Origin of the sequence: Zavarzinia sp., from assembly GCF_041650655.1 — a bacterium.
Taxonomy (GTDB): Bacteria; Pseudomonadota; Alphaproteobacteria; order Zavarziniales; family Zavarziniaceae; genus Zavarzinia.
Genome location: NZ_JBAZKR010000091.1, coordinates 1 through 14,979, shown reverse-complemented (window position 1 = coordinate 14,979; position 14,979 = coordinate 1). Strand labels below are relative to the sequence as shown.

Here is a 14,979-nt window from a genome sequence, read left to right as displayed (position 1 = left end):
AAGTCGAGCCTCCTGTCCCTGGTGGCGGGCGCGCGCGCCCTGCAATCGGGCGAGATCCTGGTGCTCGGCGGCGACATGGCCTCGGGCCGGCACCGCCAGGCGGTCTGCCCGCGCATCGCCTTCATGCCCCAGGGCCTCGGCCGGAACCTCTATCCGACCCTCTCGGTCTGGGAGAACGTCGATTTCTTCGCCCGCCTGTTCGGCCACGACCGGCGCGAACGCGAGGCCCGCATCCGCCACCTGCTCGAACGCACGGGCCTCGCCCCCTTCGCCGACCGGCCGGCCGGCCAGCTCTCGGGCGGCATGAAGCAGAAGCTGGGGCTGTGCTGCGCCCTGATCCATGATCCCGACCTGCTGATTCTGGACGAGCCCACGACCGGCGTCGATCCCCTGTCGCGGCGCCAGTTCTGGGACCTGATCGATTCGATCCGCGCGGCCCGCGACGGCATGAGCGTCATCGTCGCCACCGCCTATATGGAAGAGGCCGCGCGTTTCGACTGGCTGGTGGCCATGCATGGCGGCCGCCTGCTCGCCACCGGCACACCGGCCGAACTGCTGGCGACGACGGGTAGCGCCGATCTCGACACCGCTTTCATCTCCCTGCTGCCGGAGGAGATCCGAAAGACCCATGCACCGGTCACGATCCCGCCCCGGCTGGAGGGCGACGGCGACTTCGCCATCGAGGCCGAGGGGCTGACCATGCGCTTCGGCGATTTCACCGCCGTCGACCATGTCTCCTTCAAGATCCCGCGCGGCGAGATCTTCGGCTTCATCGGCTCCAATGGCTGCGGCAAGACCACCACCATGAAGGTACTGACCGGCCTTCTCGAAGCGAGCGAGGGCAGGGCCCGGCTGTTCGGCCACGCGGTCGATCCCCGCGACCTGCAGACCCGGCGCCGGGTCGGCTACATGTCCCAGGCCTTCTCCCTCTACGGCGAACTGACCGTGCGGCAGAACCTGGTACTGCACGCCCGCCTGTTCGCCCTGCCGGAGGATCGGATCCCGGCGCGGGTCGCCGAAATGGCCGAACGCTTCGAACTGGCGGCGGTCATGGACATGCTGCCCGAGGAATTGCCGCTGGGCATCCGCCAGCGCCTGTCGCTCGCCGTCGCCATGATCCATGGCCCCGAGATGCTGATCCTGGACGAGCCGACCTCCGGCGTCGATCCGATCGCCCGTGACCAGTTGTGGCGCATCCTGATCGCCCTTTCGCGCCGGGACCGGGTCACCATCTTCGTCTCGACCCATTTCATGAACGAAGCGGAACGCTGCGACCGCATCTCGCTGATGCATGCCGGCAAGGTGCTGGTCAGCGACACGCCGGCCGCCATCACCCAATCCCGACGGGCCGCCAGCCTGGAGGAGGCCTTCGTCGCCTATCTTCAGGATGCTGCGAGGGAGGCCGCCCCCCAGGCCCCCATTGCGACAGCGGCGGTCCTGCCGGTGCCGGCCCCCCCGCCGGCACCGGCTCCCCTTTCGGCGCCGGCGGCAGGGCCTTCTTTCTCCTTCGGCCGCCTGTTCAGCTTCAGCCGGCGCGAGGCGCTGGAGCTGCAGCGCGACCCGATCCGGGCGACCCTCGCCGTGCTGGGCAGCGTCATCCTGTTGTTCATCATGGGCTACGGCATTTCCATGGATGTCGAGAAACTGCCCTTCGCCGTGCTCGACCTCGACCAGACCACCCTGAGCCGCGACTACATCCAGGAGATCGCCGGCTCGCGCTATTTCATCGAGCATGCGCCGATCGCCAACCACAAGGAGATGGACGCCCGCATGGCGGCCGGCGAACTCAGCCTGGCGATCGAGATCCCGTCCGGCTTCGCCCGCGACGTCGCCCATGGGCGGCAGGTCACCCTGGGCATCTGGTTCGACGGTGCCATGCCGTCCCGGGCCGAGACGGTGCAGGGCTATATCCAGGGCATGCACAGCCAATGGCTGACCCAAAAGGCGCGCATGCTCCATGGCGATGCCGCGACGACGGGGCTCTTCAGCGTCGAGACCCGCTACCGCTACAACCCGGATGTGAAAAGCCTGGTCGCCATGGTGCCGGCGGTGATCCCCATCCTGCTCATGATGATCCCGGCCATGCTGACGGCGCTCTCCGTGGTGCGGGAGAAGGAGCTCGGCTCGATCGTCAATTTCTACGTGACGCCGACGACCCGGCTGGAATTCCTCCTTGGCAAGCAGCTTCCCTATGTCCTGCTCGCCATGCTGAACTGGCTCCTGCTCACCGTGCTGGCGATCACCGTGTTCGGTGTGCCCTTCACCGGCAGCTTTCTGGCCTTCGGGCTCGGGGCGCTGCTCTACGTCATATCGACGACCGGTCTCGGCCTTCTCATTTCGACCTTCATGAAAAGCCAGGTCGCCGCCGTCTTCGGCACGGCCGTGCTCACGCTGCTGCCGGCGGTGCAGTTCTCTGGGCTGATCAATCCCATTTCCTCGCTGGAGGGGGCCGGCGCCTTCATCGGCCGCATCTATCCGACCACCTATTTCATCATGATCTCGCGCGGGGCCTTTTCGAAGGCGCTCGATCTGGCCGATCTCTGGGGCGCGATCCTGCCGCTCGTCGCGATCGCGCCGGTCCTGATCGGCCTCTGCGCCGCCGCCTTGCGGAAACAGGCGGCCTGACCATGCGCGGTCTCACCATCCTCCACCTCGGGGTCAAGGAACTGCGCGGCCTGTGGCGCGACCGCATGATGCTGGTGCTGGTCCTCTACGCCTTTACACTCTCGGTCTACACGGCGGCGACCGCCATGCCGGAGACCCTGAGCCGGGCGCCCATCGCCATCGTCGACGAGGACCGCTCACCGCTTTCGATGCGCATCGTCGGCGCCTTCTACCCGCCCTATTTCACCCCGCCCGTACTGATCGACCAGCACGAGATGGACAGCCGCATGGATGCCGGGCTCGATACGTTCGCGATCGACATTCCCCCGGATTTCCAGCGCGACGTGCTGGCCGGCCATAGTCCGACCATCCAGCTCAACGTCGATGCGACGCGCATGAGCCAAGCCTTCACCGGCAACGGCTATATCCAGAGCATTCTTTCGAGCGAAGTCTCGGAATTCGCCGAACATTATCGGAGCAGCGAGGTGCCGGCGGTCGACCTGGCGCTCCGTGCGCGCTTCAATCCCGGGCTGAACCAGTCCTGGTTCGGCGCCATCGTCGAGATCATCGATCACATCACCATGCTGGCGATCATCCTGACCGGCACCGCCCTGATCCGCGAACGCGAACACGGCACGGTCGAGCACCTGCTGGTGATGCCCGTCACCCCGCTCGAGATCATGACCGCCAAAGTCTGGTCCATGGCGCTCGTGGTGCTGATCGCCTCGACCGTGTCGCTGGTCGTCGTGGCCCAGGGCCTGTTGCAGGTGCCCGTGCAGGGCTCCGTCGGATTGTTCCTCGCGGGGACGGCCCTGCATCTCTTCGCCACCACGGCGCTCGGCATCGTGCTCGCCACCGTCGCCGGTTCCATGCCGCAGTTCGCCCTGCTGCTGATGCTGGTGCTGCTGCCGTTGCAGATCCTCTCCGGCGGCGTCACGCCACGGGAGAGCATGCCGGAGCTGGTGCGGACCGTGATGCTGGCGGCGCCCAACACCCACTTCGTCCAGCTCGCCCAGGCGATCCTGTTCCGGGGCGCGGGCCTCTCCGTGGTCTGGCCGCAGTTCCTGGCTCTCGCCGGCATCGGCTCCGTGCTCTTCGTCTTTGCTCTCGCCCGCTTCCGGCGGAGCCTGCGCTAGGCGGGCCTTCCGCCCCGGGGTGATCCGGGAGGTCTCGCCGGTGCCGGTACCGCGGGTGCGGTCAATGGGCTTGCCGTCGGCGCCGCAGGCTGCGATAGTCTGTTCAGGCCGGGCTCGAGGCAGCGCCCGGCTCCCGGCAATGCAGGCCCAGGATCCCACCCGAAACCGTTCGGGCAGGGGTCGTGGGCCTTTTTTATTGTCCGGCGACACTGCCTGCGTGCCACGGAGTTCGTCGATGACAGGTTCCCACCCGCTCGCCCGCTATATGGTCGCGGAATGCCCCTATTACCGGCCTGCCGGCAACGAGGTCGAGGTCTTCCGGGCCGCCCATGCCGAGCGCATTCCGATGATGCTGAAAGGCCCGACCGGCTGCGGCAAGACGCGCTTCATCGAGCATATGGCCCATGTCCTTGGAACGCCTCTGATCACCGTCGCCTGCCATGAGGACATGACGGCGGCGGACTTGGTTGGCCGCTATCTGCTCGACGAGACGGGCACGGTCTGGCAGGACGGGCCGCTCACCCTGGCGGTTCGATATGGTGCCATCCTCTATCTCGACGAAGTCGTGGAGGCGCGCCAGGACACCACCGTGGTGATCCATCCCCTGACCGACGACCGCCGCATCCTGCCGCTCGAAAAGCGGAACGAGATCGTCAAGGCGCATCCCGATTTCCACCTCGTCGTCTCTTACAACCCGGGCTATCAGAGCGCCGTGAAGGACCTGAAGGAATCGACCAAGCAGCGCTTCGTCGCCCTCGACTTCGACTATCCGGCGCCCGCGATCGAGGCAGAGATCGTCGCCCATGAATCAGGCCTCGATCCCGAGACCGCCCGGGTGATCACCGAGATCGGCCAGCGTTCGCGCAACCTGCGCGGTCACGGGCTGGACGAGGGCGCTTCGACCCGCATGCTGATCCAGGCCGGCCGCCTGGCCGCCCGCGGCATTCCGCTGCGCGAGGCCTGCCAGCTCGCCCTCGTGGTGCCGGTGACCGACGACCGCGACATGCGCCAGGCCCTGACCCGCGCCATCGACGCCTGCATCGCCTGACGCCATGGCCGCGATCGACGATCTGCGCCGGCTGGTCTCGGCGCGGGAACGCCTGGCCCCGGCCTTCGCCGAAGCCGACGCCCATCTGAGCAGCCAGCCGGAATGGGCCGACGCCTGGGCGGAAGCCGCTCTAGCCCTGATGCGGGTGAATGCCGGGGCGGCCTGCCATGTCGCCTTCTATCTCGCCACCGCGCGGCTCGGCGACGCCGGCTTCGCCGCCCGCCTGGGTGCCGCGGCGGCGGCCCTCTGCCGCGAGGCCGGGGCGGGGCCGGCCCGCGTATTGATCGAACAGGGCGAGGCCTTGCCGCGCGACACCGATCTCGCCCCCGCCTTCGCGGCGCTGGTCGATTTCGCCGGCCGCCAGCCGGCCGCGGCCGAGGCGGCGGCGGCCCTGCTGCCCCGCGTCCTGGCCGCCACGGGCGCCGGTGGTTACGGCGAATTCCTCGCCGCCGGGCTCCGCGCCTATGGCAAGGACCGGGCGCGTCTCCTCGCCTATGTCCGGCTGGAGGACCCGCTGGCCAAGGCGCGGCTGGCCGACCAGGGCCTGTCGGGCGCGCTCCGCCGCGCGGTGCCGGCGGCGCTCGGCTTTGCTGACAGCCTGTGGGGTCAGGAATGGAGCGTGCGTTTCGCGCCCAAGGCGCAGCGCCCCAGCCTGGCCCTGCCGATCCTGGTGCTGCCCGAAGCCTTCGCCGGCCGCGCGGCCGGGGACCAGGGCGAGATCGCGGCGGCCGCACTCGCCCATGCCGCCGCGCACCGTGCCTTCGGCGCCGGGCGCTTCGATCCCAGACGCCTGAAGCCCGTTCAGGTGGCGCTCACCTCGCTCGTCGAGGATGCCAGGGTGGAACTCCTGGCGATGCGCCGTTTTCCGGGGCTGCGCCGGCTGTGGGCGCCGTTCCACGACGTGACGCCGGATACCGCCCGCACCGTGCCCGACCTGATGCGGCGGATGAGCCGCGCCCTCTTCGATCCCGCCTATGAGGATGGGGAGCCCTGGATCGCCAAGGCCCGCGCCCTTTTCGCCGAGCGTTTGCCCCGTATCGACGACGCGGCGATCGCGCGCGAGATCGGCAATCTTCTGGGCAACGACCTCGGCCAGATGCGATTGTCCTTCAACGCCAAGAGCTATGTCGTGGAGCCCTGTTACCGCGACGATCACGCCGGCCTCTGGACCAGCGAACAGCCGCCCGACGCCGAGGCGAGCGAGATCGACGTCGCGGTCGAAGCCATGCGCCGGACCGAGCAGGAGGTCGAAGACGGCAAGCGGCGCGAGGACCAGGCCCCGGGCGAGAAGCCGGCCGGCCGTGCCCGTTCCGTCGCCGCCGGGGACGAGACGGTGGTGATCGGCCGCCTGCCCGAATGGGACTATGCCCTCTCCAAGGCCCGGCAGGATTGGGTGACGGTGAAATCCTGCCGCGTCCATCCCGGACGGCCGCGGCCGCTCGAAAGGGAACGCGCGGCGGCCCGCGTGCAGGCGCTGATCCGCGGTGCCCGCCTCGGTCTGCCCAAGCGCCTGAAACGCCAGGCCGAGGGCGACCAGCTCGACATCGATGCCGCCATCGCCGGGGCGATCGAGCGCCGCTCCGGCCGGATGCCGGACGAGCGCGTGTTCCAGCGCGTCTCGCGCCAGGCGCGCGACATGGCAACTCTCCTGTTGGTCGATGCCTCGCAGAGCACGTCGGATCCGGCCGGCGGCAGCGACGGGCTTCGCATCATCGACCGCGAGATCGAGGCCGCCTCCGTGCTGGCCGCGGCGATCGACGGGCTGGGCGACCGGCTGGCGATCGAAGGTTTCGCCTCGGCCGGGCGGGAGGATGTGCGCCTGATGCCGGTCAAGGATTTCGACGACGCTTTCGACGCGCTCGCCGAGGCGCGCCTGGCCGGCCTCGCTCCCGGGCTCTCCACCCGGCTCGGGGCGGCGCTGCGGCAGGCCGGGCGGCGCCTCGCGGAACAACGGGCGTGGCGCCGGGTCGCCATCGTCATCACCGACGGCGAGCCCTTCGATGTCGACTGCGACGATGCCCGTTACCTGACCGAGGATGCCCGCCATGCCGTGCAGGAATTGCGGGCGCAGGGGATCGACGCCTTCGCCCTCGGCATGAATGGGGCGACCGCTTCGGGGGTGCGCATCTTCGGGCGCGGCGGCTTCATCCCGGTCGCCCGCGCGGAGGCCCTGACGGCGGCGCTGGCCGGGCTCTACTTCAGGCTCTCGGCGCGCTGATCACTTGCGGCGCGGGGCCGGCGCCGCGCCCAGGGCGGCCTGCACCGCGCGGCGGAAGATCGCTTCCGCCGCGCGGTGTGCGGAAGGGGCATCGGGGGCTACCAGGCGAAGGCCGAGACCGGCACCATTCGGCAGGGTGGAGACCCCGGCGAATACGCCGGCCGCGGCGCAGTCGGCCTCCAGCGCGGTGGCGGCCGGGAGGCGGCCCGGCGGGGCCAGCAGTAAATGGCTGGCGACGACGCGGAACGGACCGACGACATCGGCCAAGTCGCATCCCGTCAGCGTGAAACGCTCCCGCAGCAGGCGTCGGCCGTCTGCGGTTACCTCGATATCGGCGGCGAGGGAGGCGAAGGGACGGCCCCGGCCGGTCGGATCGTGCCAGGCGAAGGCATCGCTGATCAGGGCGGCGGCGCTCGGGCCCAGATCGAGCCGGAGCGTGCCGGCGAAGGCAGCCCCCGGAAACAGCACCAGGGGATCGGGCGTATGGGCGAGGAAGCCGCCGGCCGCAACCGAGAGGATCACATCCTGCCGCGCCGGCAGGCCGTGACAGTCGTGCACCACGGTCGCCGCCTGGGTGGTGACGTGGGCAGCGGCAGCCTCGGCGACGTCGATCCGGCTGCTCAGCCGGTCGTCGCGATAGAGCCCGCCGGACGATGATTGCTGATAGACCGTGGTGAGCGCGGGGATCCCGGCGTCGAGGGCGAAGGGCCGCGTCATGTGGAAGGGATAGGAGACGTAACGCCGCCCGATTCGCGTGCGCCCGCCCGCCTGATGGAAGGCGAGGTCGAAACGGCCCTGGCGGGCGCCGGATAGGACGAATTCGGCGGCGCGCGGCTCGATCATCGGAACAGCAGGTCGCGGGCGATACGGTCGACGATGGCGCCCACACCCTCGCCCCGGCGGCAGTCGGTCAGCGCGATCGGGGCGCCCTTCCGCACGGCCAGGGCTTCCGCCGTCATGGCCGCGAGATCGACACCGACATGGGGGGCGAGGTCGGTCTTGTTGATCACCAGGAGGTCGCATTTCAGCACCCCCGGGCCCTTCTTGCGCGGGATGTCGTCGCCGCCGGCGACATCGATCACGAACATCCACCAGTCCACGAGATCGAGCGAGAAGGTGGAGGCCAGATTGTCGCCGCCGCTCTCGATCAGGATCACTTCGGCATCCGGGAAGCGGTCTTCCAATTCGTCGGCCGCGGCGATGTTCAGGGTCGGATCCTCGCGGATCACCGTGTGGGGGCAGGCCCCGGCTTCGACCGCGGCGACGCGGGCGGGATCGATCAGGCCGGAACGGCGCAGGCGTTCCGCATCCTCGGCGGTGACCAGATCGTTGGTGACCACGGCGATCGGAATATCGCGCCTGGCGAATTCCGGGATCAGACGCTCGATCAGCGCCGTCTTGCCGGAGCCGACCGGCCCGCCGATGCCGATCCTGGCGGCGCCGACCCGGGCGGGCGCGGCCGTCATGTCCTGGGGCAACAGGTTCATCGCCGTCTCCTTCAGCGCAGCATGTAACGCTGGGCGAGCGGCAGTTCGGTCGCCGGTTCGCAGGTCGCGAGCACGCCGTCGACGAAGACGTCGAAGGTCTGGGGATCGACCCTGATCTCCGGGCAGGCGTCGTTGTGCAGCATGTCGGACTTGCGGAGGCCTCGCGTGCCATGGGCCGGCAGCAGCGCCTTCTTCAGGTCGAGTTGGCGGTCGAGACCGCGCTCGATCGCCAGGGGATGCACGAAACAGGCGGACAGGGCCTGTTTGGCGCGGCCGAAGGCGCCCCATTGCGGGCGCAGCATCAAGGGTTCGCAGGTCATCAGCGAGGCGGCACTGTCGCCCATGGCGCCGTAGGCGATGAAGCCGCCCTTGACCACCAGTTCCGGCTTGATGCCGAAGAAGGCCGGGCGCCAGATCACCACGTCGGCCATCTTGCCGTCTTCGAGCGAGCCGACGTGATCGGCGATGCCGAAGCTCCGCGCCGCGTTGATGGTATATTTCGCGATGTAACGCTTGATGCGCTCGTTGTCGCCGAAACGGGTCGCCTCTTCGGGCAGGCGGCCGCGCTGGCGCTTCATCTTGTCGGCCAGTTGCCAGGTGCGGCAGATCACCTCGTTGATGCGGCCCATGCCCTGGCTGTCGGAACCGAGCATGGAGATCGCACCGATATCATGCAGGATGTCTTCGGCGGCGATGGTCTGGGCGCGGATCCGGCTCTCGGCGAAGGCGACGTCTTCCGGCACCGCGGGATTGAGATGGTGGCACACCATCGTCATGTCCAGGTGCTCGTCGAATGTGTTCACCGTATAGGGATTGGTCGGATTGGTGGAAGAGGGCAGGCACCAGGGCACGCCGGCGACGCGGATGATGTCCGGGGCATGGCCGCCGCCCGCCCCTTCGGTGTGATACATATGGATGGTGCGGCCGGCGATCGCGGCCAGCGTATCCTCGAGGAAACCCGACTCGTTCAGCGTGTCGGTGTGGATCTGGACCTGGAAATCCAACTCGTCCGCGACGCGGAGGCACATGTCGATCGCCGCCGGCATGGAACCCCAATCCTCATGCAGCTTGAGGCCCAGGCAGCCGGTCGCCATCTGCTCGACCAGCGAGGCGGGCTTGTGGGAATTGCCGCGGCCGAGGAAGCCGAAATTCATCGGCCATTGTTCCGCCGCCTGCAGCATCTTTCCGACGTTGAAGGGCCCGCCGCAGTCGATCCCCACCGTGATCGGCCCGAGGGAGCCGCCCAGCATGGTGGTGATGCCGGAAGAGAGGGCATGTTCGACCAGTTGCGCACTGTCGAAATGGACATGGACGTCGAGCGCGCCGGCGGTCGCGATGAGACCTTCGCAGTCGCGCACCGTGGTGGCGGCGGAGACGATCAGGCGCGGGTCGACGCCGTCCATGATCGCCGGATTGCCGGCCTTGCCGAAGCCGACGATGCGCCCGTCGCGAATGCCGAGGTCGCCCTTGACGATGCCGAGCACGGCATCGATTACCACGACATTGCAGAGCAGGAGGTCGAGGGCACCTTCCGCCGCGGTGACCCCGGCGGCGAGACCGGCACCGTCGCGCAGCGTCTTGCCGCCGCCGTGCAGGCATTCGTCGCCGTAGGCCGCGTGATCCCTCTCGATCACCGCGACGAGATCGGTATCGCCGAGGCGGACGCCGTCGCCCACCGTCGGTCCGTACATGGCCGCATAGTCGCGGCGGGACATGATCGCCATGGGTTCCTCCTCAGAGACCGCGGAAGCCGGCCGCCCGGGCCTTGTCGATCGCCGCCGCCTTCACGGCGGGATCGTCGGCGGCGCCGTCGGTCAGGCCGTTCAGGCCGGACAGGGTCTTGGTTCCGCCGAAGGTGGTGAGCACCACCTCCTTGGCCTGGCCGGGCTCGAAGCGGACGGCGGTGCCGGCCGGGATGTCGAGGCGCAAGCCGAAGGCGGCGGCACGGTCGAAATCCAGCGCCTTGTTCACTTCGAAGAAATGGTAATGGCTGCCGATCTGCACCGGCCGGTCGCCGGTATTGGTGACAGTCAGGGTGAGCCTGGGCCGTCCGGCGTTCAGTTCGATCTCGCCGTCTTCGACCACCAGGGCGCCGGGCTCGAAGGCGGGGGCAGCGCTGCCGGGCAGGCTGCGGATCGGTTCATGCACGGTAACGAGCTTGGTGCCGTCCGGGAAGGTCGCCTCGACCTGGAGCATGGGCAGCATGGTGGCGACACCGGGCATCACGTCCGCCTCGGTCAGGATTTCGGCGCCGAAGGCCATCATGTCGGCGACCGAGCGGCCGTCGCGGGCACCTTCCAGGATCTCGTCGCTGATCAGGGCGACCGCCTCGGGGAAATTCAGCTTGCAGCCGCGCGCGCGCCGTTTCCGTGCCAGTTCGGCGGCGGAAAAGATCGTCAGGCGTTCCAGTTCGGTCGGAGTCAGCAGCATTTCTCGGGCCTCAGTTCGAAAACAGGCGCTGGCCGCTCCGGCCGTGGCGGCAGACGGCGATGTCGGCGAGCGGCAGGAAGGCGGCCAGGGGTTGGCCGTCGGCGACCGGTGCCGTCTCGGCCGCGACCAGGGCGAGGGCGCCCGCGATCACCCGCTGCGCCTCGATGGCCCCCACGAGGCCGAGGCGGATCGCCGCAGTGGCGAGCCCGGTGACGGCGACATAGCCGGAGAGTGTCGCCGCCTCCGCCTCGCCAAGGCCGAGGGCGCGCCAGACCAGGCCCTGGACGACGGCCAGGTGGCCGAGTGCCGCGCCCTGGCGCAGCAGGCGGCGATAGGCGGCGGCCCCTTCGGTGCCCAGGCGTTCGTGGGTGGTGAGCAGGGCGGCGCCGTTCCGGCGCGAGCCGGTGCGGAAGGCTTCGATCGGGCTCGACGCCTCGATCTCTTGGTCGAGGGCGGCGAGGGCGTCGAGGTCCTGGCCGGCACGGTGGGCCCGGATCACGGCGACGCGGTCGAAGCCGGCCCAGCGCCGGCGGATCTGCGCGCCGATGAAGCGGGCGAGGTCGAGGGACCCCAGGCATTCCGCCTCCGCCGCAGTTGCTTCGAGCCCCTGCGAGAAGGCGAAGCCGCCGGAGGGAAACAGGCTGTCGCCATGTTGCAGGGCGAGCAGCAGGCCGGCGCTCATGCCTCCTCCCCCAGGACCTCGACGCGGCCGGCGTCGAGCAGGGGTTTCAGGCGCGCGGTCACCGCGCTGGCCGGGCCTTCCAGAGCGACCAGCAATTGCGCGCCGTCGAAGCGCACGCGCCAATGCAGGTTGCCGGCGTGATAGCCGAGTTCGAGGGCATCGGCGGTGGTCGCGGGGGCGAGGCGGAGCCAGAGCTGCTCGTCGACGCGGACGACGGCACCCAGCGTATCCTCGATCACCACCACGGCGCCGTCGTAGAGCACGCTCTCGCGCGGCAAGGCGATCAGATATTCGGTGCCCTTGGTGCCGACGACGCGAAGCCGCCGCCGCGAAAGGTCGGCGGTCGGGATGCGCAGGTATTCGAGCGATCCCTCGTGTTCCAGGCGGTGGAGGACGTCGTTGAAGGGAAACGCCATGCGGCTGCCCAGCACCTGGTTGACGTGGCGCACGCGGGGGGCGTCGTGGCGGACATCGGGGTGATGATCATGCGGCATGGCGTTTCCCTTCGTTCCCGGTCAGGAGGCCAGGAGTTCCTTCAGCTTGCTGTCGATGAAGGCGACGTCGACCGGGTTGGTGCCCGGCCCGCCGGCGAAATGGCCCCAGACCGAAGGCACGGGCACATAGCTCGCATTCGGCATGGCGGCCACTTCGTTCTGGCTGTCCTCGACCGGGAAATAGAGGTCGGTCTGGCCCGGCATGACGAAGGTCTTGGCCTTGATCGCGCCGAGTGCCGCCTTGTAGTCGCCCTTGTAGATCTCGTTGTCCGAGATGTCGCCGTGCTGCCAGGTCCACAGCATGGTCAGCAGGTTGTTGGCGTCGCGCGGCAGGAAGAAGCCTTCCCAGAAGGCGACCAGGAAATCCTCGAGCGAGGAATAGCCGAGCGTCTTCAGGTCCAGTTCCTGGCGGTAGAAGGTCTGGGAAAAGCCCCAGCCGGCATAGACCCGGGCGGCGGCGCGCAGCCCCTTGGCCGGCTTTTCGGTATAGAAGCCCTCGTTGAAGGCGGCGTCGGCGGTCAGTGCCGCCTTGACGCCTTCGAGGAAGACGAAGTTGTGGCGCGAACATTTGGCCGAGCCGCAGAAGGGCGCCAGAAGGTCGACCATGTCGGGATACATGGCACCCCAATGGAACGTCTGGAGTGCGCCCATCGACCAGCCGACGACCAGGCGGATGTGCGAGATGCCGAACAGTTCGGTCACCAGCTTGTGCTGGGCCTTCACGTTGTCATAGGCCGTGACGTCGGGGAAACGGCCCATGTTGTAGGGCTCGGGCGTGTTGCTCGGCGAGGAGGACAGGCCGTTGCCGAACATGTTGGGGATGATGATGAAATATTTGGCCGGGTCGAGGGCCATGCCCTCGCCGATCAGCCATTCGTTGTCGTAATGCTGGCCCGAATACCAGGTCGGATAGACGATGACATTGTCCTTGGCCGCGTTCAGCGTGCCGAAGGTCTTGTAGGCGAGCTTGGCATCGCGGATGGTCGCACCGCGCTGGAGCTTGAAGTCGCCGAGGTCGTAGATCTCGTAATCGAGGGGCATGGTCCTACCTCTGGAAATGGGATGAAACTATTTCGATCTCACGCCGGCTGGGCGCTGCGCACCGTGATGCGGCCGACGACCAGATAGGCGATGGCGGCGACGATGCCCGACGACAGGGCGGTCGAAAGGCCCGGCATGTAGAATTCGACCACGAAGGCGAAGGCGGAGCCGATCGCCCAGGCGACGAAGGGCGCAGGACGGAAGGCGCGTTCGACGCCGGCCGCACCGCGGGTCAGATATTGGTCGACCAGGATGATGGTGCCGATCGGCGGCACCAGGATGCCGAGCAGCGAGAGCCACTGGATGAAGAAGGCCCAGACGTTGGTGGCGGCGACCGCAATGCCGATGACGCCGAGCACGACGGTCATCAGGCGCATCTTGGAACCCAGGATGCGCGACCAGCCGGTCGCGGCATTATAGAGGCAGTGCGAGCAGACCGAGCCCAGGTTGATGTAGAGGAAGGCGAAGGCGAGCGCGCTGAGCCAGCCGATCTGAAGCCCGTTCATGTAACCGAACATGTTGTCGGTACCGAAGGGGTTGGCGTTGGGCACGGCGAGGGCCGCGGTCATCAGGCCGCCGACCAGCATGGCGACCAGGTTGGCGACCGGGAAGGCGCTGAAGGTCGCGATGAACGACTGTTTCGGCGTCTGCGCCCAGCGGTTGAAGTCGGCGGTGACGGTGCCGGCGTCGATGAAGAGGGCGAGCACCACGGTGAGGCCGACACCCATCGCCATGGTGGCGGTGCCGTTGTTGCCGGCATAGGAGACGATCGCGTCGAAAGTCGTGGTCGAGGCGGCGTGGAAGGCGACGAAGAGACCGAGCACGACGAAGAGCGGCACCGAGACCATGCCGATCCAGTGCAGCCCCTTCACCCCGATGAAGGTGACGGCGATATAGAGGATGCCGGCCGCGATCGTCATCACGACATAGTCGAGGCCATAGGTGCCGGAGATCAGTGCGCCGGTGATGCCGGTCTGTACCGCATACCAGCCGAGCAGGAGGGTGGAGAGCAGGCCCGAGGCGGCGACATAACCCTTGTGGCCGAACACGCGGCTGGCGATCAGGGCGAAATTCTCGCCCGAGCGGGCGCCCAGGTGCCCGAGTGCCGCGACATAGCCGAGCATGATCAGGTTACCGATCACCATGGCGGTGACAGCCCTGGTGAAACCCATGCCCAGAACCAGGATGGAACCCGTCATGGCCCCCGTGATGATCATCGGGAACCCGGCCCAGACCATCACCATGGAGAACAGCGGGTGCCTCGCGTGCTGGGGCACCGGGGTGTGTTCGTACTCGTCGGCGAGTACCTGTTCGGCATCGACAGTATTGCTCATGACATTCCTCCGTGGACGCTAATGCACAGGACGCGGGGGACGCCGGCAGGCGTGCGCATTCGCCTGCCGGATCTCTTGAGCGCTGGTTTTTCGGTCAGCGATGCGTGGCTTTGTTGGGGATGCCGTCGATCGGGCATTCCTCGTGACCGACGGTGTCGCGCGTGAAGCTCTCCACCATCTCGCGGGTGCCTTCGGGATCGGTGATCCACTTCGTATAGAAGTCGTAGGGGCAGGCGGCCACGCCCTTGTCGCCGTCGCCCGAATTGATCATCCCCGTGTAACCGCGGTGGACCAGCTTGAACAGGTGGTTGTTCGACTGGCCGACGCGGCGGGCGTCGCGGATCAGCGACTTGGAGAGCTGGGCATATTGGATGCCGTATTCCTCCTCGCCGCATTCGCCTAGCGTCCGGCCGTCGAAGCCGACGATCGCGGAATGGCCGAAATAGGTGTAGACGCCGTCGAAGCCGGCGGTATTGGCGACCGCGACATAGACGTTGTTGGCCCA

General features: G+C 68.2%; 13 protein-coding genes. 4 read left to right on the top strand and 9 right to left on the bottom strand.

From position 1 onward, the window contains the following. The 4 genes from rbbA to WC493_RS17510 form a co-directional block, all read left to right on the top strand. A partial coding sequence (gene rbbA / locus WC493_RS17525; protein ID WP_373066919.1) for a ribosome-associated ATPase/putative transporter RbbA occupies nt 1-2,625 on the top strand: 2,625 nt, incomplete at its 5' end. Between the two features lie 2 nt (nt 2,626-2,627). Further along, nucleotides 2,628-3,740, top strand: a complete 1,113-nt coding sequence (locus tag WC493_RS17520; RefSeq protein WP_373066918.1) for an ABC transporter permease — start codon at nt 2,628-2,630, stop codon at nt 3,738-3,740. A gap of 235 nt (nt 3,741-3,975) precedes the next feature. Beyond that, nucleotides 3,976-4,788 (top strand): CbbQ/NirQ/NorQ/GpvN family protein, encoded by an 813-nt coding sequence (locus tag WC493_RS17515; protein ID WP_373066917.1) that lies wholly within the window; start codon nt 3,976-3,978, stop codon nt 4,786-4,788. Nucleotides 4,789-4,792: 4 nt separating this feature from the next. Beyond that, nucleotides 4,793-7,006, top strand: coding sequence for a nitric oxide reductase activation protein NorD (locus tag WC493_RS17510; protein WP_373066915.1), 2,214 nt, complete (start codon nt 4,793-4,795; stop codon nt 7,004-7,006). Here WC493_RS17510 and WC493_RS17505 read toward each other — a convergent pair whose 3' ends face one another. From WC493_RS17505 to WC493_RS17465, 9 genes are all read right to left on the bottom strand, one after another. After that, entirely contained in the window at nt 7,007-7,849 is an 843-nt protein-coding gene (locus WC493_RS17505; protein WP_373066914.1) for an urease accessory protein UreD, read from the bottom strand. It lies immediately after the preceding gene. Continuing rightward, complete coding sequence (gene ureG, locus WC493_RS17500) at nt 7,846-8,493, bottom strand: urease accessory protein UreG (RefSeq protein WP_373066913.1); 648 nt, start codon at nt 8,491-8,493, stop codon at nt 7,846-7,848. Before ureG ends, WC493_RS17505 begins: the two co-directional genes overlap by 4 nt. An 11-nt stretch (nt 8,494-8,504) precedes the next feature. Then, nucleotides 8,505-10,217 carry an urease subunit alpha gene (gene ureC / locus WC493_RS17495; RefSeq protein WP_373066912.1) on the bottom strand — a complete coding sequence of 571 codons (1,713 nt, stop codon included), beginning with the start codon at nt 10,215-10,217 and terminating at the stop codon, nt 8,505-8,507. A 10-nt stretch (nt 10,218-10,227) separates the two neighbouring features. Then, a complete protein-coding gene (locus tag WC493_RS17490; RefSeq protein WP_373066910.1) occupies nt 10,228-10,923 on the bottom strand; it encodes an urease subunit gamma in 696 nt (231 codons plus the stop codon). A 10-nt stretch (nt 10,924-10,933) separates the two neighbouring features. Further along, a complete protein-coding gene (locus WC493_RS17485) occupies nt 10,934-11,605 on the bottom strand; it encodes an urease accessory protein UreF (protein WP_373066909.1) in 672 nt (223 codons plus the stop codon). Continuing rightward, nucleotides 11,602-12,099, bottom strand: a complete 498-nt coding sequence (locus tag WC493_RS17480; RefSeq protein ID WP_373066908.1) for a hypothetical protein — start codon at nt 12,097-12,099, stop codon at nt 11,602-11,604. The genes WC493_RS17485 and WC493_RS17480 overlap by 4 nt, the downstream gene beginning before the upstream one ends. 21 nt (nt 12,100-12,120) lie before the next feature. Beyond that, entirely contained in the window at nt 12,121-13,140 is a 1,020-nt protein-coding gene (locus WC493_RS17475) for an alpha/beta fold hydrolase (protein ID WP_373066907.1), read from the bottom strand. A 38-nt stretch (nt 13,141-13,178) separates the two neighbouring features. Beyond that, nucleotides 13,179-14,474 carry a cytosine permease gene (locus WC493_RS17470; RefSeq protein ID WP_373066905.1) on the bottom strand — a complete coding sequence of 432 codons (1,296 nt, stop codon included), beginning with the start codon at nt 14,472-14,474 and terminating at the stop codon, nt 13,179-13,181. Nucleotides 14,475-14,568: 94 nt separating this feature from the next. After that, nucleotides 14,569-14,979, bottom strand: a 411-nt coding sequence (locus tag WC493_RS17465; RefSeq protein WP_373066904.1) for a nitrilase-related carbon-nitrogen hydrolase, incomplete at its 5' end; no start/stop codon positions are given.

Bases quoted from the DNA above. Each gene is read 5' to 3' on its own strand.
- WC493_RS17505 (WP_373066914.1), bottom strand. From the start codon at position 7,849: ATGATCGAGCCGCGCGCCGCCGAATTCGTCCTATCCGGCGCCCGCCAG.
- ureG (WP_373066913.1), bottom strand. From the start codon at position 8,493: ATGAACCTGTTGCCCCAGGACATGACGGCCGCGCCCGCCCGGGTCGGC.
- WC493_RS17475 (WP_373066907.1), bottom strand. From the start codon at position 13,140: ATGCCCCTCGATTACGAGATCTACGACCTCGGCGACTTCAAGCTCCAG.
- WC493_RS17485 (WP_373066909.1), bottom strand. From the start codon at position 11,605: ATGAGCGCCGGCCTGCTGCTCGCCCTGCAACATGGCGACAGCCTGTTT.
- WC493_RS17520 (WP_373066918.1), top strand. From the start codon at position 2,628: ATGCGCGGTCTCACCATCCTCCACCTCGGGGTCAAGGAACTGCGCGGC.
- WC493_RS17510 (WP_373066915.1), top strand. From the start codon at position 4,793: ATGGCCGCGATCGACGATCTGCGCCGGCTGGTCTCGGCGCGGGAACGC.
- ureC (WP_373066912.1), bottom strand. From the start codon at position 10,217: ATGGCGATCATGTCCCGCCGCGACTATGCGGCCATGTACGGACCGACG.
- WC493_RS17515 (WP_373066917.1), top strand. From the start codon at position 3,976: ATGACAGGTTCCCACCCGCTCGCCCGCTATATGGTCGCGGAATGCCCC.
- WC493_RS17490 (WP_373066910.1), bottom strand. From the start codon at position 10,923: ATGCTGCTGACTCCGACCGAACTGGAACGCCTGACGATCTTTTCCGCC.
- WC493_RS17470 (WP_373066905.1), bottom strand. From the start codon at position 14,474: ATGAGCAATACTGTCGATGCCGAACAGGTACTCGCCGACGAGTACGAA.
- WC493_RS17480 (WP_373066908.1), bottom strand. From the start codon at position 12,099: ATGCCGCATGATCATCACCCCGATGTCCGCCACGACGCCCCCCGCGTG.